The sequence below is a fragment of the Arthrobacter sp. Soil_C_49 genome, assembly GCF_057656635.1.
On the sequence record NZ_JBDGJZ010000002.1, the window covers coordinates 126,340 to 146,842 of the forward strand.

The 20,503-nt window shown below is 66.3% G+C and carries 20 protein-coding genes; 16 read left to right on the forward strand and 4 right to left on the reverse strand.

The features are described 5' to 3' along the window. Window positions 1-71 precede the first annotated feature (71 nt). The 4 genes from AC3A4Z_RS03895 to AC3A4Z_RS03910 all read left to right on the forward strand — a co-directional run bounded on the left by AC3A4Z_RS03895 (window position 72) and on the right by AC3A4Z_RS03910 (window position 4,519). The gene (locus AC3A4Z_RS03895; protein ID WP_498710779.1) at window positions 72-842 is read left to right on the forward strand and encodes a demethylmenaquinone methyltransferase; all 771 of its coding nucleotides are present in this window, start codon (window positions 72-74) and stop codon (window positions 840-842) included. 3 nt (window positions 843-845) lie between these two features. Then, entirely contained in the window at window positions 846-2,177 is a 1,332-nt protein-coding gene (locus AC3A4Z_RS03900; protein ID WP_498710226.1) for a geranylgeranyl reductase family protein, read from the forward strand. Then, window positions 2,174-3,274 (forward strand): polyprenyl synthetase family protein, encoded by a 1,101-nt coding sequence (locus AC3A4Z_RS03905; protein ID WP_493970733.1) that lies wholly within the window; start codon window positions 2,174-2,176, stop codon window positions 3,272-3,274. The genes AC3A4Z_RS03900 and AC3A4Z_RS03905 overlap by 4 nt, the downstream gene beginning before the upstream one ends. 423 nt (window positions 3,275-3,697) lie before the next feature. Further along, window positions 3,698-4,519: a DUF559 domain-containing protein gene (locus AC3A4Z_RS03910; RefSeq protein WP_498710228.1), complete on the forward strand. Its 822-nt coding sequence runs from the start codon at window positions 3,698-3,700 to the stop codon at window positions 4,517-4,519. 131 nt (window positions 4,520-4,650) lie between these two features. On the opposite strand, the gene AC3A4Z_RS03915 is transcribed toward AC3A4Z_RS03910, so the two are convergent. Continuing rightward, window positions 4,651-5,076 (reverse strand): hypothetical protein, encoded by a 426-nt coding sequence (locus AC3A4Z_RS03915; protein ID WP_498710229.1) that lies wholly within the window; start codon window positions 5,074-5,076, stop codon window positions 4,651-4,653. 13 nt (window positions 5,077-5,089) lie between these two features. After that, window positions 5,090-5,758: a trimeric intracellular cation channel family protein gene (locus tag AC3A4Z_RS03920; protein ID WP_498710231.1), complete on the reverse strand. Its 669-nt coding sequence runs from the start codon at window positions 5,756-5,758 to the stop codon at window positions 5,090-5,092. Between the two features lie 61 nt (window positions 5,759-5,819). Between AC3A4Z_RS03920 and AC3A4Z_RS03925 the strand changes: the two genes are divergently transcribed. The 5 genes from AC3A4Z_RS03925 to AC3A4Z_RS03945 are packed head-to-tail and all read left to right on the forward strand — an operon-like array spanning window position 5,820 to window position 11,631. Next, window positions 5,820-6,689: a sirohydrochlorin chelatase gene (locus AC3A4Z_RS03925; protein ID WP_498710232.1), complete on the forward strand. Its 870-nt coding sequence runs from the start codon at window positions 5,820-5,822 to the stop codon at window positions 6,687-6,689. A 54-nt stretch (window positions 6,690-6,743) separates the two neighbouring features. Continuing rightward, entirely contained in the window at window positions 6,744-8,489 is a 1,746-nt protein-coding gene (locus AC3A4Z_RS03930) for a nitrite/sulfite reductase (protein ID WP_498710234.1), read from the forward strand. Further along, window positions 8,489-9,283 carry a phosphoadenylyl-sulfate reductase gene (locus AC3A4Z_RS03935; protein ID WP_493970727.1) on the forward strand — a complete coding sequence of 265 codons (795 nt, stop codon included), beginning with the start codon at window positions 8,489-8,491 and terminating at the stop codon, window positions 9,281-9,283. The genes AC3A4Z_RS03930 and AC3A4Z_RS03935 overlap by 1 nt, the downstream gene beginning before the upstream one ends. Then, window positions 9,280-10,227: a sulfate adenylyltransferase subunit CysD gene (gene cysD / locus AC3A4Z_RS03940; RefSeq protein WP_493970726.1), complete on the forward strand. Its 948-nt coding sequence runs from the start codon at window positions 9,280-9,282 to the stop codon at window positions 10,225-10,227. The genes AC3A4Z_RS03935 and cysD overlap by 4 nt, the downstream gene beginning before the upstream one ends. Next, the gene (locus tag AC3A4Z_RS03945; RefSeq protein WP_498710236.1) at window positions 10,228-11,631 is read left to right on the forward strand and encodes a sulfate adenylyltransferase subunit 1; all 1,404 of its coding nucleotides are present in this window, start codon (window positions 10,228-10,230) and stop codon (window positions 11,629-11,631) included. Between the two features lie 79 nt (window positions 11,632-11,710). On the opposite strand, the gene AC3A4Z_RS03950 is transcribed toward AC3A4Z_RS03945, so the two are convergent. After that, window positions 11,711-12,160 (reverse strand): SRPBCC family protein, encoded by a 450-nt coding sequence (locus tag AC3A4Z_RS03950; RefSeq protein WP_498710237.1) that lies wholly within the window; start codon window positions 12,158-12,160, stop codon window positions 11,711-11,713. Between the two features lie 99 nt (window positions 12,161-12,259). Here AC3A4Z_RS03950 and AC3A4Z_RS03955 point away from each other — a divergent pair, with 99 nt between their 5' ends. After that, window positions 12,260-13,426 (forward strand): RtcB family protein, encoded by a 1,167-nt coding sequence (locus tag AC3A4Z_RS03955; protein ID WP_498710239.1) that lies wholly within the window; start codon window positions 12,260-12,262, stop codon window positions 13,424-13,426. 7 nt (window positions 13,427-13,433) lie between these two features. Here AC3A4Z_RS03955 and AC3A4Z_RS03960 read toward each other — a convergent pair whose 3' ends face one another. Then, entirely contained in the window at window positions 13,434-13,844 is a 411-nt protein-coding gene (locus AC3A4Z_RS03960) for an Hpt domain-containing protein (RefSeq protein ID WP_498710241.1), read from the reverse strand. Between the two features lie 319 nt (window positions 13,845-14,163). Between AC3A4Z_RS03960 and AC3A4Z_RS03965 the strand changes: the two genes are divergently transcribed. The 6 genes from AC3A4Z_RS03965 (at window position 14,164) to AC3A4Z_RS03990 (ending at window position 20,463) form a co-directional block, all read left to right on the forward strand. Continuing rightward, entirely contained in the window at window positions 14,164-15,303 is a 1,140-nt protein-coding gene (locus tag AC3A4Z_RS03965) for an ABC transporter substrate-binding protein (protein ID WP_498710780.1), read from the forward strand. Window positions 15,304-15,335: 32 nt separating this feature from the next. Further along, complete coding sequence (locus AC3A4Z_RS03970) at window positions 15,336-16,061, forward strand: ABC transporter ATP-binding protein (protein ID WP_050054183.1); 726 nt, start codon at window positions 15,336-15,338, stop codon at window positions 16,059-16,061. Then, the gene (locus tag AC3A4Z_RS03975) at window positions 16,051-16,992 is read left to right on the forward strand and encodes an ABC transporter permease (RefSeq protein WP_498710242.1); all 942 of its coding nucleotides are present in this window, start codon (window positions 16,051-16,053) and stop codon (window positions 16,990-16,992) included. The genes AC3A4Z_RS03970 and AC3A4Z_RS03975 overlap by 11 nt, the downstream gene beginning before the upstream one ends. A 184-nt stretch (window positions 16,993-17,176) precedes the next feature. Continuing rightward, window positions 17,177-17,473, forward strand: coding sequence for a putative quinol monooxygenase (locus AC3A4Z_RS03980; RefSeq protein ID WP_498710244.1), 297 nt, complete (start codon window positions 17,177-17,179; stop codon window positions 17,471-17,473). Window positions 17,474-17,632: 159 nt separating this feature from the next. Continuing rightward, complete coding sequence (gene cobA, locus AC3A4Z_RS03985) at window positions 17,633-18,898, forward strand: uroporphyrinogen-III C-methyltransferase (protein WP_498710245.1); 1,266 nt, start codon at window positions 17,633-17,635, stop codon at window positions 18,896-18,898. 98 nt (window positions 18,899-18,996) lie between these two features. Beyond that, on the forward strand, window positions 18,997-20,463 hold the full coding sequence (locus AC3A4Z_RS03990) for an FAD-dependent oxidoreductase (protein ID WP_498710246.1): 1,467 nt from the start codon (window positions 18,997-18,999) through the stop codon (window positions 20,461-20,463). The last annotated feature ends 40 nt before the right edge of the window (window positions 20,464-20,503 follow it).

Sequence of the window (20,503 nt, forward strand, 5' to 3'; positions counted from 1 at the left end):
CCAGATGGGGCAACTGCGTCCCGGTGTCCGCCTTGGTCCGGACGCACCTGAACATTTGAGACAATGTCATGGTGAACCGAGCATCCTTGGATAAGCGTCCGGACGAAGTAGCCACGATGTTTGACGACGTCGCACCGAAATACGACGTCGTCAACGATGTCCTGTCGATGGGGCAGACCCGCCGCTGGCGCAAGGTTGTGGTGGAAGCCATGGAAGTTTCCAAGGGCCAGCGCGTCCTGGATCTGGCGGCCGGCACCGGCACCTCCAGCGAGCCATATGCCGATGCGGGCATAGACGTTGTCGCCTGCGACTTCTCCCTCGGAATGCTCAAGGTAGGCAAGCGCCGCCGCCCTGACATTGACTTCATCGCCGGTGATGCCACCAACCTGCCGTTCGCGGACAACACGTTCGACGCCACCACCATCTCCTTCGGCCTGCGCAACGTTAACGAACCGAAGAAGGCGCTGCAGGAGATGCTCCGCGTCACCAAGCCCGGCGGCCGGCTGGTCATCGCCGAGTTCTCGCAGCCCGTGGTCCCGCTCTGGCGCACCATGTACACCGAATACCTCATGCGCGCCCTGCCGGCCATCGCCGTGAAAGTTGCCTCCAACCCGGACGCCTACGTGTACCTCGCCGAATCCATCCGCGCCTGGCCGGACCAGGACCACCTGGCTGCCTGGCTTCAGGATGCCGGCTGGGACAACGTCACCTACCGCAACCTCACCGGCGGCATTGTGGCGGTCCACCGCGCCTTCAAGCCGGTAACTTCGGAGAACGGTGCTGCCGCCATCGCCGCGCACAAGGGCCCGGTGGCCAAGCTGCGTCGCAACATTACACGCTGACCTGTGAAGGTACTGATTGTCGGCGCGGGGCCGGCCGGCTCCACCGCTGCGTACTACCTTGCCAAGGCGGGCATCGATGTCACCGTTTTGGAAAAGACGAGCTTCCCGCGGGAAAAGGTCTGCGGTGACGGCCTCACGCCCCGGGCAGTCCGTGAAATCCAGAAGCTGGGCCTGCCCCACCCTGAAAACGACGGCTGGCGGCGCAACAAGGGCCTGCGCCTGATCGCCGGCGGCCGCACCATCGAGCTCCCATGGCCCGAGGTGTCCGACTTCCCGCAGTACGGCCTCATCCGCACCCGCCTGGGCTTCGACGAGGAACTGGCCCGCCACGCCAAGGCCGCCGGCGCCGCCATCCTTGAGCGGCACAGCGTCACCGACGCCATCCGCGCCGAAAGCGGCCGGGTCACCGGCGTCCGCGCAGCGCTCCTGGACGAATCCGGGCGCAAGACGGGGGAGACGCGCGAGTTCAGTGCCGACGTCGTACTCGCCGCCGACGGCAACTCCACCCGCACAGCTGTTTCGCTCGGCATCCAGAAACGCGACGACCGCCCCCTCGGCGTGGCCGTGCGCACCTACTTCACCAGCCCGCGCACTGATGACGACTGGATGGAAGGCTGGCTGGAGCTCCCCGGCCGCGACGGGAAACTGCTGCCCGGCTACGGCTGGGTGTTCGGCGTGGGCGACGGCACTTCCAACGTGGGCCTCGGCATCCTGAACTCCTCCAGGGAATTCGGCAAGCTCGACTACAAGCAGGTCCTGCGCGAATGGACTGCAGGGATGCCCGCCGAATGGGGGTTCACGCCGGAGAACCAGGTGGGCGAAATCCGCGGCGCCGCGCTGCCCATGGGCTTCAACCGCACCCCGCACTACTCACCAGGCCTGCTCCTCCTGGGCGACGCCGGCGGCATGGTTTCCCCGTTCAACGGCGAGGGGATCTCCTACGCCATGGAATCCGCCCGGTTCGCCGCCGAGTTCATCATCGACGCCTCCTCGCGCAGTGCCTCCTCGGGCGGAACGTACGACGCCGACGCGCACCTTTCGCGGTACGGGGACTACGTGCGCGAACAGTGGGGATCGCACTTCACCCTGGGCCGGGCGTTCGCCGCACTGATCGGCAAGCCGGCAGTTATGAAGCTTGCGCTCCGGACCGGGATGCCAATCCCCGTCCTCATGCGGTTCGTGGTCAGGCTCCTCGCGAACCTCACCGACCCGTCCGCCAAGGGCTTCGAGGACCGGGCTATCCGGGTCCTTGAGCTGCTTGTCCCGGCCACATCCAATACCTCCGCGGCTACGAACCAGCGGTATCCGCAACAAAAAGTTAGGGTTAACCCGTGACCAAACCCGCAGACCACAGCTGGACGCACGCCGGACACGGCCTGCCGGACTCTGAACCCAGCCTGAACACCACCGCCATTGCCACCGGACTGCAGCTGCCTGCGGGGTTCGCCGCGATCGCCGGCGACGCTGAGCTCGGGCCGGCCATCACCAACAACCTGGCCCGGGTCGAGAAGAAGCTCCGGGAAGCCATCGCCAACTCGGATCCGCTGGCTGACGCAACGTCGCGCCACCTGGTGGAAGCCGGCGGCAAACGCATCCGGCCGCTGCTGACACTTCTCTGTGCACACCTTGGCGACGCCTCGCTTCCCGCCGTGGTGCAGGCCGCCGTCGTGGTTGAACTGACGCACCTGGCCACCCTCTACCACGACGACGTGATGGACTCAGCCCCGTTCCGCCGCGGTGCTCCCACAGCCCATGAGGTGTGGGGCAACTCGGTGGCCGTCCTCACCGGCGACCTGATCTTTGCGCGCGCGTCCATCCTCGTGTCTGAACTTGGTGGACGGGCGCTGGGAATCCAGGCCCGCACGTTTGAGCGGCTTTGCCTGGGCCAGCTGCACGAAACCGTGGGCCCCCGCCCGGACGAGGATCCGGTAGAGCACTACCTTTCCGTGATTGCGGACAAGACCGGCTCGCTGGTGGCGGCCTCCGGGCAGTTCGGTGCCATCTTCTCCGGCGCCGACGAGGCCTACGAGGACGTACTGGTGGAGTACGGCGAGAAGGTTGGCGTGGCGTTCCAGCTCGCGGACGACGTCATCGACGTGACCGGTATCAAGGTCAAGTCCGGCAAGTCCCCGGGCACCGATCTGCGCGAAGGTGTACCCACCCTGCCGGTGCTGCTCCTGCGTAGGGCGGCCGCGGATGGTGACCAGTCCGCCGTCGAACTTCTGAAACTGATTGACGGCGACCTCACCTCGGACGAAGCCCTCGCCGAGGCCGTTGCTGGTCTGCGCGAACACCCGGTCACCGCCGAATCCTGGGTGGTGGCGCGGCAGTGGGCCAATGAAGCCATCGCAGCCCTGGCTCCGCTGCCGGACGGTGTGGTCAAGGAATCGCTGTCCAACTTCGCCGTGGCTGTGGTGGACCGCGCCAGCTAGTTTTGTTTCGTGGAAGCCCGGCTCCGTGGACGGGGGCCGGGCTTCTTCGTTGCGGGGGTGACTCTGTTGAGCGGTGCCTGGTTAAACGGGACAGCCCCGGTCCGCAGCAACAATACGAGTCATATGTTGCTGTGAACCGAGGCTATCTCTCCGTTCGCATCAGACCCGCCGGAGGCGTTTAGCGGATCCGGGAACAGTCTATGACAGTCTTGTCACAAGATGCAAGTCTCTTGTTACGGGCGGTGTCAAAACTTTCTCCCGCTGGATTTCCCCACTTTTCAGGTTGAGACCTGTCCATATCCCGGCATGTCTCGAAGACACGCAGGCGCGTTCGTCATAACCCGGGGAGATCCAGCGGGGTCTTTGTCCACATAGGACCCAGCCGCCCTGCCGCCGATGCCGAAGTTCGGGTCTGCTGGCTGCATGGACCTCACCCGATTCCTCAAACACGCCGGCTCGGTTGCCCGCACGTCCACGATCCTCCAGGCCGGTTTCACTGACCGCAGCATCCGCAATGCTGTGGCAGGGGGCGAAATACGCCGTCTTCGGCATGGCGTGGTGGCATTGCCGGACGCTGCTGCCGACATGACGGGCGCCGTCCTTGGCAACGGATTGCTGACCTGCGCCTCTGCTGCGGTCCACCGCCGGCTCTGGATCCTGCATGAACCTCAGGACCTCCACCTGTTGTGCCGCCACGGAGGACCCAAGGACGCGGTGGTCCACCGGGAATCCCTCGTTCCTCCCGACGGTCCGCGCCCGGTGGCCAGTACCACCGACGTCCTTCTACATTGCCTGCGCTGCCTTCCGCCGGTGGAAGCTGCGGTCATGGTGGAAAGCGCCGCGCGGCAAGGGGTGACAACTCTTGGCTATCTGCATGAACGGTTGGCGGGCAGGCGGAATGGCGCTGCCCGAAGGGTGCTGGAGCTGGTGGACGGGACGGCCGACTCGCCCGTCGAGGTACTGGCACGCATCCTTTTCCGCAGTGAGGGAATCCATACCGAGACGCAGGTGGAGCTGGCGGGGATCGGGATCGTGGATTTCCTCCTGGAAGGATTTCTCATTGTGGAGATCGACGGCGGCACGCACCTTGAGCCGCGGCAGGTCAAGAAGGACAGGGGCAGGAACAACGCGAGCACGCTCTCCGGCTATGCGGTGCTCCGGTACGGCTACGCGGACGTGGTCTACAACCCGCAAAAGATCGTAAACGAGGTCTGGCAGGTGCTCCGGGGCAGGGTGGTCCGCTGAGATTCCCCATGTTTCAATCCGAACCGGGCAGAAACGCCGCCAAAACTAGGGGACACGCCGGTCGGAAGCCCAAAACCTGGGGAGACTCAGCGGGGCCTAAGAGCAAGACGAGCAGCCAGCGGCAGCAGAACCTAGTCTTCGTCGTCCTCGAAGGCCCACTCGAACATGTCGAACACGAACTCGGAGAAGGTGCCCTCTTCGGATTTCCATTGGCCGCGGGCATTGTTGCGGCGGTACACGATGGGATCGGGGACGCTGAGGTCGCCCACCCGGAAACCCCAGGTGTATTCCTCTTCCTCATCCTCGAGGAACATCAGGAAGCCCTCGTCATCAACTTCGAGCTCGTCCGGGTCCCAGAAGTAGTGGTAGGCCTCCATCAGGTCCTCGCAGCCGCCAATGGCCAGGTAGAACTCGCGCAGGACCAGGGGAATCTGGAACTGGTGGTCGGCGAGGGCCTTGTCCAGTTCTTCCGGGGACAGGCCGTCCTCTTCCTGCCATTCATCCTCGAGATACTTTGGAACAAGCGAGCGGAATTTCTCGAGGAACATGTCAGTCATGCTCATATCCTAGCTAATCGCGGCCCTGCGATTCGCCGCTGCCGGACCCTGCCCGGTGCCACCCGCGAACGGCGAGCGGGGCCTGCCAGGAGCGCCGCCAGGCCAGGACCCGGAACGTGAACACCAGGGCCGCGATCACGGCCGCTGTCAACACATTGAAGACGCCCAGCACCCACAGGGCAGCGGTCAAGGCAGCCCCCAGGAAGGCTGGCAGCGCGTAGATGTCTTTGGGATTAAAGAGCTCCGGAACCTCGTTGGCGACCACGTCCCGCAGCAGGCCCCCGCCCACCGCCGACGTCACTCCCAGGAGCACGGAAGCAACCGGATTCAGGCCGGTGGACAGGGCCTTGAGGGTGCCGGTCATGCAGAACAAGGCCAGCCCGGCGGCGTCGAACAGGGTCAGCAGTGACGTGTACCGCTGGACGCTGGAAAACAGGAAATACACCAGGACGGTGGACAGCAGCGGCGGCACCAGGTAGGCCGGGTTGGTGAAGGCCGCCGGGACAACCGCAAGGATGATGTCCCGGATTACGCCGCCGCCAAGGCCCACCAGGGAAGCCAGCAACAGGGATCCCACAATGTCGATCTGCTTGCGCGCGGCGAGCAGTGAACCCGAGACAGCAAAGAAGAAGACGCCCAGCAAATCCAGCCACACGGGCGCGTTGTCAAAGGGGAATGTCATGGAGCGTCCCGGCGGTATCAAAGAGGGCGGACAGGGCGGCTCCAACGTTACGCTAGCCCCTATGAACAGCCCCATCATGATCGCCTGCGCCCATGGGACGTCCAACACACAAGGCGCCGCGGAGGTCAACGCCCTGCGCGATGCCATCGCCGCGCTCCGCCCGGGCCTCGACGTCCGGGAAGCCTACGTGGACGTCCAGCAGCCCGATCTGGTGGACGTGGTGGCGGGGCTGCCGGCGGGGGAGTCCGCCGTCGTGGTTCCGCTGTTGCTCAGCGTGGGCTACCACGTCAAGGTGGACATCGCCCGGGCGGTGAAGAGCCGGCCGGGCAGTGCAGCGGCCGCTCCGCTGGGCCCGGACCCGCGCCTTGCCGCGCTGCTGGACCAGCGGCTGCGCGAAGCAGGGGTCACGGACAACGACGTGATTGTGCTCGCCGCCGCGGGCTCATCCAACCCCAAGGCCGCCGTGAGCGTTGAGGAACTGCTCGGCCAGCTTCGGGAGCTGCGGTCAAACCGGATGGTGGCCGCCTATGGTGCCTCCGCCAAGCCGTCCGTGCCCGACGCCGTTGCGATGCTTCGCGAGGAACTGGAGGGAGGTGCCGGTGCGGGGGAGTCCGCGGGGGCTGTCGACGTCGGCGGCCGCGTGGTGATTGCCTCCTACCTCCTGGCGCCGGGCTACTTCCACGATCAGCTCGCCAAGGCGGGCGCCGACGTCGTGACAGAACCCCTGCTGCCCTCACCGGTACTGGCCGAGATCGCGCTGGAACGGTACGACGCCGCCGTCGCGAAGGCACGGGAAGCCGCTGCGGCGTCGCCCGCCAAAGCAGCTGCCGAACCGCCCGTTGAAGCATCAGGCGGAGCGCAGTCAGATACACAGGAGGGTGGCTTGTTCAAGGCCGTCCGGCGTTTCGTGACGAAATATTTCCCTAGGTGACTTAGCGTTTCCGGCCCTTTGTGACGCTATTCGAACGGGACCTACAGTCGATGCATGACTGATACAGCTCTAGCCGGAGCGTCCGCGGACAGCGCCGCCCCGAAGCGCCCGGCCCGCCCGTCCCGACCCGCTGCGAAACCGCACGGTCAGTGGAAAGTGGACGGCAAAACGCCCCTGAACGCCAACGAAACCTGGAAACAGGAAGACGACGGCCTTAACGTGCGCGAGCGTATCGAGACCATCTACTCCAAAGAGGGCTTCGACGCCATCCCCGGCCAGGACCTGCACGGCCGGTTCCGCTGGTGGGGCCTGTACACCCAGCGCAAGCCCGGGATCGACGGCGGCAAGACCGCAACCCTTGAGCCGCACGAGCTTGAGGACAAGTACTTCATGCTTCGTGTGAGGATCGACGGCGGCGCGCTCACCACTGAGCAGCTGCGCGTTATCGGCCAGATCTCCGTGGACTTCGCCCGCGATTCGGCCGACCTCACGGACCGCCAGAACATCCAGCTGCACTGGATCCGCGTGGAGGACATCCCCGAGATCTGGACCCGCCTGGAAGGTGTTGGCCTGTCCACCACCGAGGCCTGCGGCGACGTTCCCCGCGTCATCCTGGGCTCGCCCGTGGCCGGCATCGCCAAGGACGAGATCATCGACCCCACCCCGCTCATTGCGGAACTGGGCGAGCGGTTCATCGGCAACCCGCTGCTGTCCAACCTGCCCCGCAAGTACAAGACGGCAATCACCGGCCACCCCAGCCAGGACGTGGTTCACGAGATCAACGACTTCGCCCTCGTCGGTGTGCGCCACCCCGAACTCGGTGTCGGCTACGACCTCTGGGCCGGCGGCGCGCTGTCCACCAACCCCATGCTCGGCAAGCGCCTCGGCGCATTCGTGAAGCCGGAGCAGGCCGCGGATGTATGGCTCGGCGTCACCAGCATCTTCCGCGACTACGGCTACCGCCGCATGCGCACCAAGGCGCGCCTGAAATTCCTGATGGCCGACTGGGGTCCGGAGAAGTTCCGCCAGATCCTTGAGGACGAATACCTCGGTTACAAGCTGGCCGATGGTCCGGCCGCGCCCAAGCCCACCACCCCCGGCGACCACATCGGCGTGCACGAGCAGAAGGACGGCAAGTTCTTCATCGGCGCCACCCCGCTGGCCGGCCGCCTGTCCGGCGCCGCGCTGGTCAAGCTCGCGGACACCCTCGAGGCCCGCGGCTCGTACCGGCTGCGCACCACGCCGCACCAGAAGCTGGTGGTCCTGGACGTCGAGAAGGACCAGGTGGAGCCGCTCGTGGCCGAGCTGGACGCACTGGGCCTGTCCGCCCGCCCGTCCGTGTTCCGCCGCGGCACCATCGCCTGCACCGGCATCGAGTACTGCAAGCTGGCCATCGTGGAGACCAAGCACACGGCCGCCACCGCCGTGGCCGAGCTGGAACGCCGCCTGGCCGACCTTGCCGCCTCCGGCGAACTGCCGCACGCACTGTCCCTGCACATCAACGGCTGCCCGAACTCCTGCGCCCGCATCCAGACCGCGGACATCGGCCTCAAGGGAATGATGCTTCCCACGCCCGACGGTGACCCCTCCCCGGGTTTCCAGGTCCACCTGGGCGGCGGGCTGGCTTCCAACGACCGCGAGGAGGCCGGGCTGGGACGCACCGTCCGTGGCCTCAAGGTGTACGTCGACGACCTGCCCGACTACGTGGAGCGCGTAGTCCGCACCTTCGTGGCCCAGCGCGCCGAAGGCCAGACCTTCGCCGAGTGGGCCCACGCAGCAGAAGAGGAGGCACTCCAGTAATGAGCAAGCATGCACTCGGAGTAGACCCGGTCGTTGCGCCGGCGGTTGCCTCTGCCGAGGTTGACACCACCGTTGCGGCAGCAGCCGCCCCCAGGCTCCGCAGCAAGGACGAACTGAAGGCCCTCGCCGAAGCCGGCGCTGCAGAGCTCGGCTGGGACGCCCCCGCCCGCGACGTGATCGCCTGGGTGGAGCGGAACTTTGAGCTGCCCGCCGTCGCCGTTGCCTGCTCCATGGCCGACGCCGTCCTGCCGGCCCTGGTCGCGGACCAGCTGCCCGGCGTCGACGTCCTGTTCCTGGAGACCGGCTACCACTTCCCGGAAACCTACGCCACGCGTGACGAGGTGGCCGCGAACCTCCGCGTCAACGTGGTGGACGTGCTCCCCGAGAACACCGTGGAGCAGCAGGACCGGCTCCTGGGCAAAGATCTCTTCGCCCGCGACGCCGCCCAGTGCTGCGCCCTGCGCAAGGTGGCCCCGCTGCGCCGCACGCTGTCCGGCTACGAAGTCTGGTTCACCGGGGTCCGCCGCGACGAGGCACCCACCCGCACCAACACCCCGCTGGTGACCTGGGACGAGGCCAACGGCCTGGTCAAGGTCAACCCGGTGGCCGCGTGGACGTTCGACCAGCTGGTCCAGTACTCGGACGACAACCTCCTGCCCGTCAACCCGCTGCTTTCCCAGGGGTACCCCTCCATTGGCTGCCAGCCCTGCACCCGGAAGGTGGCGCCCGGCGACGACCCCCGCGCCGGCCGCTGGGCAGGGACCGACAAGACAGAATGCGGACTACACGTATGAGCACTTACCTATCCGAGGAGACCACCCAGGTGACTGAAGCTGCCGTATCCACGCGCCTCTCCAGCCTGGACACCCTCGAGTCCGAGGCCATCCACATCATCCGCGAGGTTGTTGCCGAGTTCGAGAAGCCCGCGCTGCTGTTCTCCGGCGGCAAGGACTCCGTGGTGATGCTGCACCTGGCCACCAAGGCATTCTGGCCCGGCAAGGTCCCGTTCCCCGTGCTGCACGTGGACACCGGCCACAACTTCCCCGAGGTCATCGACTTCCGCGACCGGACCGTTGAGCGGCTGGGCCTGAAGCTCGTCGTCGGCTCCGTGCAGGAATTCATCGACCGCGGTGAACTGGCCGAGCGCGCCGACGGCACCCGCAACCCGCTGCAGACCGTCCCGCTGCTGGACGCCATCCAGCGGAACAAGTTCGACGCCGTCTTTGGCGGCGGCCGCCGCGACGAGGACAAGGCCCGGGCCAAGGAGCGCATCCTGAGCCTGCGTGACGAGTTCGGGCAGTGGGACCCCCGCAACCAGCGCCCCGAGCTGTGGAACCTCTACAACGGCCGCCACACGGTGGGCCAGCACGTCCGCGCGTTCCCCATCAGCAACTGGACCGAGCTGGACATCTGGCGCTACATCGAGCGCGAGAACATCGAGCTTCCGGGCCTGTACTACGCCCACGAGCGCGAGGTTTTTGCCCGCGACGGCATGTGGCGCGCAGTGGGCGAGGTCTCCCAGCCGCTGCCGCACGAGGAAGTCATCACCAAGACCGTCCGCTACCGCACCGTGGGGGACATGTCCTGCACCGGCGCCGTGGAGTCCGACGCGTACACCGTGTCCGACGTCGTGGTTGAAGTTGCCGCCTCCACCCTGACCGAACGTGGCGCCACCCGTGCAGATGACCGCATCTCCGAGGCAGCCATGGAAGACCGCAAGAAGGACGGGTATTTCTAAATGAGCACCGACACTTTGGCTTCGGACCTGGAAACAGCCCTGCCCACCACCCTGTTCCGGTTTGCCACCGCAGGATCGGTCGACGACGGAAAGTCCACTTTGGTGGGCCGCCTCCTTCACGATTCCAAGGCCATCCTGGCTGACACGCTCGACGCCGTTGCCCGCACCTCAGCTGACCGCGGCTTCGGCGGCGAAAAGGGCGGCATCGACCTCGCGCTGCTGACCGACGGCCTGCGTGCAGAGCGTGAACAGGGCATCACCATCGACGTGGCCTACCGCTACTTCGCCACCGACCGGCGCAGCTTCATCCTGGCCGACTGCCCCGGGCACGTCCAGTACACCAAGAACACGGTGACCGGCGCGTCCACTGCGGACGCCGTCGTCGTACTCATTGACGCCCGCAAGGGTGTGCTGGAGCAGACCCGCCGGCACCTGTCCGTGCTGCAGCTGCTGCGCGTGGCACACGTGATTGTGGCCGTGAACAAGATCGACCTGGTGGACTTCAGCGAGTCCGTGTTCCGCGAGATCGAAGCCGACGTGCAGCAGGTTGGGCGCGAGCTGGGCCTCGGCTCCGACGGCATCGCCGACCTGCTGGTGGTGCCCGTGTCTGCGCTCGACGGCGACAACGTGGTGGAGCGCTCCGAGCGGACCCCCTGGTACACCGGCCCCGCGCTGCTCGAGGTCCTCGAAACCCTTCCGGCCGCCGACGAACTCGAAAGCCACCTGGAGAGCTTCCGCTTCCCGGTGCAGCTGGTCATCCGGCCGCAGGGCGCGCTGGCTCCCGACGCCGTGGCCGCCGGCCTGGATGCGGAGGCCTACCGTGACTACCGCGCGTACGCCGGCCAGATCACCGAAGGCTCCGTCAAGGTGGGGGACAAGGTCTCCGTACTGACGCCCGGCCAGGATCCGCGCACCACCACAGTGGTGGGCATCGACTTCGCCGGCGCCTCCCTGGAGGAAGCCGCCGCGCCGCAGTCCGTGGCCATCCGCCTGGCGGAGGAATTCGACGTGGCCCGCGGTGACACCATTGCTGCTGCCGGCACCGTCCGCGAAGCCTCGGCCGACCTCTATGCAGCGCTGTGCTGGCTGTCCCCGAAGCCGCTCCGCGAAGGCCAGAAGGTGCTGGTAAAGCACGGCACCCGCACGGTGCAGGCGCTGGTCCGCAACGTGTCCGGCAAGCTGGATCTGGCGTCCTTCAAGCTGGAGCCCGCCTCCAACCTTGAGCTGAACGACATCGGCCACGCGCAGCTCCGGCTCGCCGCACCGCTGCCGCTTGAGAACTACCTGCACCACCGCCGCACCGGCGCGTTCCTGGTGATTGACCCGCTCGACGGCAACACCCTCGCCGCCGGCCTGGTCAAGGACCACCCGGGCGACCACGAGGACGAGCGCTACAGCATCTAGTCTTCGCCCAAATTCGCCGGAATGGTGCGGGGTAGCCGTAGCGCTACGGCTACCCCGCACCGTTCCGGCGATTTCGTGGTTAACGGTGCGCTTCGCGCCCCGCTTCGAGGATCCCTTTGAGCTTCTGCAGGTCCTTCCGGGTCTCCCGCCGGATCATCGGGGCCATGACCAGTCCTGCGAGCTTCGAAAACCCTGACGGCTTGCCCGCGTTGCCCAGGGTCATCCTGGTCCCGCCGCCGGCGTCGCTCCAGGTGTAAGTGGTCTGCATGGGGAAAGGGCCCTGGGCGGTGCGCATCACCAGCTTCTCGCCGGGCATGTACTCAACAAATTCGTAGGTGTAGTTCAGCTCCCGGCCCAGGAACTTCGCCGTGAACGCGACCTTGGAGCCGGGCCCCACCGGCCCTGCGGTCAGGCGCTGGGACTTGTGGATGTTCACGTACCACTTCGGCGCGTTGTCCGGGTTGGCGGCATACTCCGCCACCTCCGCCCTGGGCCGGCTGATGAGGATCTCGGTCTGGACGTTCACCATGGTGCATCTCCTTCCGGGAGTCGGTTGCAAGGGCTGTCGCGGGGACCGGCGGTAGCCTAGGACTCACGTTAGTCCTCATCCGGCAGTGGGAGGCGGCACATGGAAACCATCAACAGCAAGCTGCTCAACTGGGCGTCCATCCTGGATGACAAGACCCGGGAACAGGCCGTAATGACGGCCGGACTGCCCTTCATTTACCCGCACCTGGCGCTGATGCCCGACGCCCACCTGGGCAAGGGTGCCACCGTGGGCTCCGTGATCCCCACACTGCACGCGATCATCCCGGCCGCAGTGGGCGTGGATATCGGCTGCGGGATGATTGCAGTCCAGACGCAGTACTCGCTGGCGGACCTGCCAAGGGACCGGAAGAAACTCCGCGAAGACATCGAGCGGGTCATTCCCCTCTCTGCGGGCCACAACAACAGGACGGTACAGCCCACCGCCGAGCCGCGGATCGCGGAGCTGAAGCGGCTGGCCTCAAAAGCGGGGTTCATCCCCGCCCAGTACGTGGCCAAGTGGGAGTTGCAGCTGGGCTCCCTGGGCTCGGGCAACCACTTCATCGAGGTCTGTGCCGATGAGGCTGATGCCGTCTGGCTGTTCCTGCACTCCGGTTCACGCGGCATCGGCAACAAGATCGCCCAGCATCACATCGGCGTCGCCCAGCAAATATCGCGGAAGCACCAGATCCATCTGCCCCACCCGGACCTCGCCTACCTCGACGAGGGCACGCCGCAATTCGACCGCTACATGGCGGAGTTGCGCTGGGCCCAGCACTTCGCGCTCCTGAACCGGGAGGAAATGATGGACCGCGTCATCACCCAGTTCAGCCGCTGGGTGGGCGGCAAGGTGCAGGAACGCGAAAGGATCAACTGCCATCACAACTTCACCCAGCAGGAGACCCACTACGGCCGGTCCGTCTGGGTGTCACGGAAAGGCGCAATCCAAGCCGGCCCGGGCGATGCCGGACTGATCCCCGGTTCCATGGGAACGGCGTCGTACGTGGTGGAAGGCCTTGGCAACCCCGCATCCCTGAACTCCTCCCCGCACGGGGCCGGCCGGGAGTACTCACGCAACGCGGCCCGCAGGACCTTCAGCCTGGACGAGCTGAAGAAGGCCATGCGCGGGATCGAGTTCCGGGCCTCGGAGGCGTTCATCGACGAAATCCCCGCTGCCTACAAACCCATCGACCAGGTGATGCAGGACGCCGCAGACCTCGTCAAGGTCCGGCACAAGCTGCGGCAATTGATCAACGTCAAGGGCAACTGAGTCCTGCTCAGTCAAGGTCCGGCTTCTTCGTCAAGGTTGCCTGGAGCAGGTAGGTGGTCTGCCGGCTGCACTGCTTAATCCGGCGGAGGTGGGCCGCCGCCAACTGGGGCAGGGCCACGGCCGGATCGGCACCGAGGATGTCGTGGCGCATGGCCTGCTCCAGGTCGATGGCCAGGCCAGCCAGCCGTTCCGCGCCCACCATCTGGCTTGACGTCTTGAGGCTGAGGACGGCATCCATGGCTCCGGTGACATCGCCGGTGGTCAGGGTCTGCCTCAGCTTCTCGTTCCGTTCGGGCAGGTGGGCGATGAAGTTTTGCACGAATACTTTCCAGACGCCTTCATCATCGTCGAGTTCTTCGCGCAGCCTTTCGAGCACGGACGGGTCCAGGAGCGGTGCATAACCGTCGGCCTGTGTCACGGCCGCCACCCGCGGTCAACCACGATGGCGGACAGAACCGGATGACGCACATTCCTGCATAGCTCGATACCCATGACCTGCCCCTATAAGTCAATTCGCTTATGAGCCTCCCCAGCAGGACTTTTATGGACGCTACGTGGGAGGGGAGCGGGAAGCACGAGTAGTGAGTACTCGAATCTGCGGCCAGGGGGCAGCACGGGCTCCAAGTGGTGCAGCGGAATATGACGCTAGATGAACCTTCGTGACCCCCCGTTTCCGCGTCATTGAACGGGTTTGGGTCACTCCCTATGGTGAAACAATGACTAGTTCCAAGCCCGGGATGACCCGCATCGTGGCAGGCGAAAGCGCGGTTCCCCAGCGCAAGCGTGCCATCGAGGCTGCCCTGGCCATCGGGCTGGTCCTGCTGATCGCTCTCGGCGCCGTGGTGGCATCCACTGTTTCCCGCAATACCGAGGCCCAGGCGGTTGAACCCACGCCCGCGGCGGAACTGAAGCTGGGCTATTTCGGCAACGTCACGCACGCGCCCGCCCTGGTGGGCATCAAGCAGGGTTTCCTGGCCGAAGCCCTGGGCAGCACCGCGCTCAGCACCGAGACCTTCAACGCCGGTCCTGCCGCCATCGAGGCGCTGAATGCCGGCGCCATCGATGCCGCCTACATCGGCCCCAACCCGGCCATCAACTCGTTCGTCAAGAGCCAGGGGGAGTCCGTCCGGGTCATTGCCGGCGCTGCAGCCGGCGGCGCCCAGCTGGTGGTCAAACCGGAGATCAACTCGGCTCCGGACCTCGAGGGCAAGACCTTGGCTTCCCCGCAGCTGGGCGGCACCCAGGACGTGGCCCTGCGCGCCTGGCTCGCGGACCAGGGGTATAAAACCAACGTGGACGGCAGCGGCGACGTCACCATCAACCCCACCGAAAACGCCCAGGCCCTGAAACTGTTCCAGGACGGAAAGCTCGACGGCGCCTGGTTGCCTGAGCCGTGGGCGTCACGCCTGGTGCTCCAGGCCGGAGCGAAGGTGCTGGTGGACGAAAAGGACCTGTGGGACGGAACGGGCACCGGCAAGCCGGGCGAGTTCCCCACCACCATCCTGATCGTGAACCAGAAGTTCGCCGCCGACCACCCGGACACCGTGAAGGCGCTCCTGGCCGGCCACGCGAAGTCGGTGGCATGGCTGAACGAAGCGCCCGCCGCGCAGAAGGCCTCCGTCATCAATGCGGCCCTGCAGGAATCAGCAGGCGCGGCACTTCCTGAAGACGTCCTCGCCCGGTCCCTGGCCAACATCACGTACACCCTGGACCCGCTGGCCGGAAGCTACCCCCGGCTGCTGCAGGACGGCGTGGAGGCCGGAACCACCAAGCAGGCCGACCTCAACGGACTCTTCGACCTCCGCGCGCTGAACGAGGTCACCGCCGCCACAGGCAGCACCACCAGGATTTCCGCCGCCGGCCTCGGCCAGAACTGATCCATCCCCACCACCTACCTAAGGACGGCACCATGCCAGTCGTACTGGAAAACCTGGGCAAGCGCTTCGGCGACGGCGCCCCGGTGCTGGACGACGTCAACGCCAACATCGGACAGGGCGAGTTCGTCGCCCTCCTCGGTGCCTCCGGCTGCGGCAAATCCACCCTGCTGAACATCATCGCGGGACTCGAAGCGCCGACGTCGGGCGCCCTCGAAGTGCCCAGCGACGGTGCCGCATTTATGTTCCAGGACGCCGCGCTGTTCCCCTGGCTCACTGCCCGGGAGAACATCGAACTGGCACTCAAACTGCGCGGCATGGGCAAGGCTGAACGCAAGGCGAAGGCGCAGGAGCTCCTTGAGCTGGTGCACCTCGGCACCGCGGGGGACAAGCGGCCGCACGAGCTGTCCGGCGGTATGCGCCAGCGCGTTTCCCTGGCCCGTTCGTTGGCACAGGACCGGCAGTTGCTGCTCATGGACGAGCCGTTCGCCGCCCTGGACGCCATCACCCGCGACCTCCTGCACGACGAACTCGAGCGCATCTGGAAGGAAACCGGGCGCACCATCGTCTTCGTGACCCACAACGTCCGCGAGGCCGTCCGGCTGGGACAGCGCGTGCTGTTGCTGTCCTCCCGCCCGGGCCGCGTTGTCCAGGAATGGGCAGTCACCGAGGAACACCGAACCGACGCCGGGCTTGCCGGCCAGCTGACCGGGGTCATCACCGCCCGGCTGCGTGAGGAGATTCGCCGCCATGCCAAGTAACTCCGTGTCTGATCCGTTGGTTGAGCCTGTCGAAACCCCTCACGTCCATGCCGCTTTGACGCGGACATCCACCGGGCACGAGGATCTGCGGGAACTTGAGTCCGGGCTCGACTCGTTGCAGTCCGACGCCGACCGGAAACACCGGATCGACTGGAGCCGCGTGCTCCTGCCCATAGCCGCGCTGGTGGCTTTGGTGCTCATCTGGCAGTTTTATGTCTCGCTCGGGGTGAAGCGCCGCGACCTGGTGCCGGGCCCGTTGGACGTGGTGACCCAGATGGGCGTGCTCTGGAACGAGGGCAAGCTGCAGGAATCCCTCTGGACCTCCATGCAGCGCGGCATTGTTGGCTTTGTGATCAGTGTTGCCATCGCAACCCCTGTAGGTTTGCTGCTGGCCCAGGTGGCTCCGCTGCGCCGGGCTTTCGGGCCGCTGATTTCCGGCCTGCAGGTACTGCCGTCCGTGGCGTGGGTTCCGGCGGCCATCATCTGGTTCGGCCTGACCGACGCCACCGTGTACTTCGTAATCTTTATGGGCGCCATCCCCTCCATCATTAACGGGCTCATTTCGGGCGTGGACCAGATCCCGCCGCAATACCGCCGCGTGGGTACTGTCCTGGGTGCGTCCCGGCTCCAGATGGCGCTGCAGATCATCCTCCCCGCCGCGCTGCCCGGATACCTGAGCGGCCTCAAGCAGGGGTGGGCCTTTTCCTGGCGCTCGCTCATGGCTGCGGAAATCATCGCCGTGGGCGGCACCATCGGCTTCGGCCTGGGATCGCTGCTGGACCAGGGCCGGCAGCTGTCCGACATGTCCGTGGTGATGGCGGCAATCCTGCTGATCCTTGCCGTCGGCATCCTGATCGAGCTGCTGGTGTTCGCGCCGATCGAGAAGCGTCTCCTGCGCAGCCGCGGCCTCCTTTCGGGGAGCACCCGCTAGGGTCCGCCGCTCCAGTCCGACCGCACAGAACCAAACAGCACAGCCCGACGGCGAGTCCCGGCGTCGGGCTGTGCTGTTTGGTTTGCGGCCGCGGAACCGGCGGACCCTTGCCACCCCCGGGCCACCTGCCTAGACTCGCGGGTACGCCGGTAGGGCCCGGTTCCGACAATTTGAGGAGACCGCCATGGCACCGAAACTTGGACTACTCGCTACGGTCGAGGCGAAGCCGGGCAAGGAACAGGAAGTGTGGGACTTCCTCAACGGAGGCCGGGAGATTGTGGACAACGAGCCGGGTACCCGGACCTGGTATGCCTTCCGCCTCAGTGATAACACGTTCGGGATTTTCGACACCTTTGATACCGAGGAGGACAGGCAGGCCCACCTCAACGGCGCCATTCCGGCCGCACTCGCTGAACACGGCCCGGCCTTGCTCGCGAAGGATCCCGACATCAAGCCGATCGAACTCATCGCCGTGAAGTAGGGCTGAAGGAAGGGCCCAGGGGAGGGTGGATACCCCACCCTCCCCGTCCGTCGTTCCGCCACTTTCCCGTACCCGAGCAATGTGACGCAGCGTTACCTTACGTGAACTGTTGTTGCTCGGCCTTTGTGGGCGATTGTGACGCGGCCCTACCGTTGATTCATGGCAATTCAGGATATCTACCCCACAGCACTGCGCCTCCTCGGCCGCCCCGTGCTGGTGGTGGGCGGCGGCCCCGTTGCTGCGCGCCGCGCCAAGGGGCTGCTCGACGCCGGTGCCCGTGTCACCGTCGTGGCTCCCGTTGCCTCCGCCGCCCTCCGGGAACTGGCCGACGCCGGACTCCTCACCTGGGAGCCGCGCACCTACTCTTCCTCCGACGTCGACGGCGTCTGGTTCGTCCAGACCGCCACCGGTGATTCCGCCGTGGACGCCCGGGTTTCCGCCGACGCCGAGGCGCAGCGCATCTGGTGCGTGAACGCCTCCGACCATGAAGCCTCTGCCGCCTGGACCCCTGCCGTTGCAGAAGTGGACGACGTCAAGATCGCCGTGAACGCCGGGGGAGACCCGCGCCGCGCCATGGCCGTGCGTGACGCCGTCGCTACCGCCCTCGAAACCGGGGACCTGCCGCTGCGCCGCCGCCGTGCCGCCCGCAACGGTTCCGTTGCCCTGGTGGGCGGTGGTCCCGGTGATACCGGCCTCATCACCGTCCGCGGCCGCCGTCTGCTGGGCCAGGCGGACGTGGTGGTCGCAGACCGCCTCGGCCCGCGTGAACTGCTCAATGAACTGGCCCCGGATGTCCGCGTCATCGAGGTGGGCAAGACTCCCGGCCACCATCCCGTTCCGCAGTCAGAGATCAACCGCATTCTTGTCGAGGAAGCCCTCAAAGGCCACCGCGTGGTCCGGCTCAAGGGCGGCGACCCGTACGTCCTGGGCCGCGGCGGCGAGGAAGCCGAATACTGCCGCCGGCGCGGCGTCGAGGTGGAAGTGGTTTCCGGCGTCACGTCCGCCATCTCCGTCCCCGCCGCAGCCGGCATCCCGGTAACTCACCGCGGCCTCGCCAAGGGCTTCAGCGTGGTGACCGGCCACGAGGAACTGTCCGAAGTTCCGGCCCGCCCTGACCACACCGTGGTGCTGCTCATGGGTGTGGGCCAGCTGCGCGAATCCGCGTCCGCCCTGGGCAAAGCCGGCATGCCGGCGGACACCCCGGTTGGTATCGTGGAGAACGGTTACCTGCCCAACCAGCGCGTCACCATCGGCACCCTCGGTTCCATCGCGGACCAGGCGGAAGCCGCCGGTGTGGCCAACCCGGCAGTCATAGTCATCGGTGACGTGGTGCGCGTGAGCCCGTTCGCGCCGTCGCACTTCAAAACCGCTGATTACGGAACCACCACCCCGAACAGCCCCCGCAAGACCTCCGTCACCACCTAGCCCCCACCCAACCGGGCAGCGCGAAGTGTCGTTATGAGCCGTCAAAACGACAGTTAGTGCAACCTGGTTGGGACGGACCGAAGAAAAGGAACACAGCCGTGTCATCAAGCACCTCCGTAGGTTCTGCCGACCGTCCGCTGCGCGTCGCCGTCGTGGGCTCCGGCCCGGCAGGCGTCTACGCCGCGGACATCCTCACCAAGAGTGAAGCTGTCAAGAGCGGCGAGCTGACCGTAAGCATCGACCTCTTTGACCGCTACCCGGCACCCTACGGCCTGATCCGCTACGGCGTGGCCCCGGACCACCCCCGCATCAAGGGCATCGTCAACGCCCTGCACAAGGTTCTGGACCGCGGTGACATCCGCTTCTTCGGCAACGTGGACTACGGCACGGACCTCACCATCGAGGACCTGCGCACCCACTACGATGCCGTCATCTTCGCCACAGGCGCCATCAAGGACGCGGACCTGAACATCCCGGGCATCGAGCTGGACGGCTCCTACGGCGGCGCGGACTTCGTCTCCTGGTACGACGGCCACCCGGACGTTCCCCGCGAATGGCCCCTGGAGGCCAAGGAAATCGCGGTGATCGGCAACGGCAACGTGGCACTGGACGTGGCCCGTGTCCTGTCCAAGCACGCCGATGACCTGCTTGTCTCCGAAATCCCGGACAACGTCTACGCCGGACTGAAGGCATCGCCGGTCACCGACGTGCACGTCTTCGGCCGCCGCGGCCCGGCCCAGGTCAAGTTCACCCCGCTGGAGCTGCGCGAGCTGTCCCACTCCAAGGACGTGGACATCATCCTGTACCCGGAGGACTTCGAGTTCGACGAGGAATCGGACCGCCAGATCCAGACGAACAACCAGACCAAGACCATGGTGGGCACGCTCACCAACTGGATCGCCGAGCAGCCCGAGGACCTCTCCGAGCTCAAGGCGTCCCGCCGCCTGCACCTGCACTTCCTGCACAGCCCGGTGGAGATCTACGACGACGCCGAGACGCCGGGCAAGGTGGCCGGCATCAAGTTCGAGCGCACCGAGCTCGACGGCACGGGCAACGCCCGCGGCACCGGCGAGTTCGTGGACTACCCGGTCCAGGCCGTCTACCGCGCCATCGGCTACTTCGGCTCCGCCCTGCCGGAGATCGAGTTCGACCACAAGAAGGGTGTCATCCCGAATGACGGCGGCCGCGTCCTGGACGCCTCCGGCACCCACGTGCCGGGCGTCTACGCCACGGGCTGGATCAAGCGCGGACCCGTCGGCCTGATCGGCCACACCAAGGGCGATGCCCTTGAGACAGTGACCTACCTGCTGGAAGACCGCGAGAACCTTCCGGTGGCCAGCGTTCCCGAGGCTGACGCCGTCGTAGAACTCCTGGACGCCCGCGGCGTGAAGTTCACCAGCTGGGAAGGCTGGCTGGCCCTGGACGCTCACGAGCTTGCCCTCGGCGCAGCCGCCACGGAAGCCGGCGGCTCGCACGGTGTTGAGGTCAAGCGTGAGCGCATCAAGGTGGTGCCGCGCGAGGACATGGTTGCCATCTCCCGCGACGGTGTCGCCGCGCAGGTCTAGCGCTTTTCGAAGTCAAATCAGTGGGATGGGCATTTCTGCC

What these genes read in the sequence shown, in the direction of transcription:
- AC3A4Z_RS03955 (WP_498710239.1), top strand. Translation starts at nt 12,260, where the DNA reads ATGGAAACCATCAACAGCAAGCTGCTCAACTGGGCGTCCATCCTGGAT.
- AC3A4Z_RS03930 (WP_498710234.1), top strand. Translation starts at nt 6,744, where the DNA reads ATGACTGATACAGCTCTAGCCGGAGCGTCCGCGGACAGCGCCGCCCCG.
- AC3A4Z_RS03965 (WP_498710780.1), top strand. Translation starts at nt 14,164, where the DNA reads ATGACCCGCATCGTGGCAGGCGAAAGCGCGGTTCCCCAGCGCAAGCGT.
- AC3A4Z_RS03980 (WP_498710244.1), top strand. Translation starts at nt 17,177, where the DNA reads ATGGCACCGAAACTTGGACTACTCGCTACGGTCGAGGCGAAGCCGGGC.
- AC3A4Z_RS03970 (WP_050054183.1), top strand. Translation starts at nt 15,336, where the DNA reads ATGCCAGTCGTACTGGAAAACCTGGGCAAGCGCTTCGGCGACGGCGCC.
- AC3A4Z_RS03945 (WP_498710236.1), top strand. Translation starts at nt 10,228, where the DNA reads ATGAGCACCGACACTTTGGCTTCGGACCTGGAAACAGCCCTGCCCACC.
- AC3A4Z_RS03935 (WP_493970727.1), top strand. Translation starts at nt 8,489, where the DNA reads ATGAGCAAGCATGCACTCGGAGTAGACCCGGTCGTTGCGCCGGCGGTT.
- AC3A4Z_RS03915 (WP_498710229.1), bottom strand. Translation starts at nt 5,076, where the DNA reads ATGACTGACATGTTCCTCGAGAAATTCCGCTCGCTTGTTCCAAAGTAT.
- cysD (WP_493970726.1), top strand. Translation starts at nt 9,280, where the DNA reads ATGAGCACTTACCTATCCGAGGAGACCACCCAGGTGACTGAAGCTGCC.
- AC3A4Z_RS03920 (WP_498710231.1), bottom strand. Translation starts at nt 5,758, where the DNA reads ATGACATTCCCCTTTGACAACGCGCCCGTGTGGCTGGATTTGCTGGGC.
- AC3A4Z_RS03925 (WP_498710232.1), top strand. Translation starts at nt 5,820, where the DNA reads ATGAACAGCCCCATCATGATCGCCTGCGCCCATGGGACGTCCAACACA.
- AC3A4Z_RS03910 (WP_498710228.1), top strand. Translation starts at nt 3,698, where the DNA reads ATGGACCTCACCCGATTCCTCAAACACGCCGGCTCGGTTGCCCGCACG.
- AC3A4Z_RS03975 (WP_498710242.1), top strand. Translation starts at nt 16,051, where the DNA reads ATGCCAAGTAACTCCGTGTCTGATCCGTTGGTTGAGCCTGTCGAAACC.
- cobA (WP_498710245.1), top strand. Translation starts at nt 17,633, where the DNA reads ATGGCAATTCAGGATATCTACCCCACAGCACTGCGCCTCCTCGGCCGC.
- AC3A4Z_RS03950 (WP_498710237.1), bottom strand. Translation starts at nt 12,160, where the DNA reads ATGGTGAACGTCCAGACCGAGATCCTCATCAGCCGGCCCAGGGCGGAG.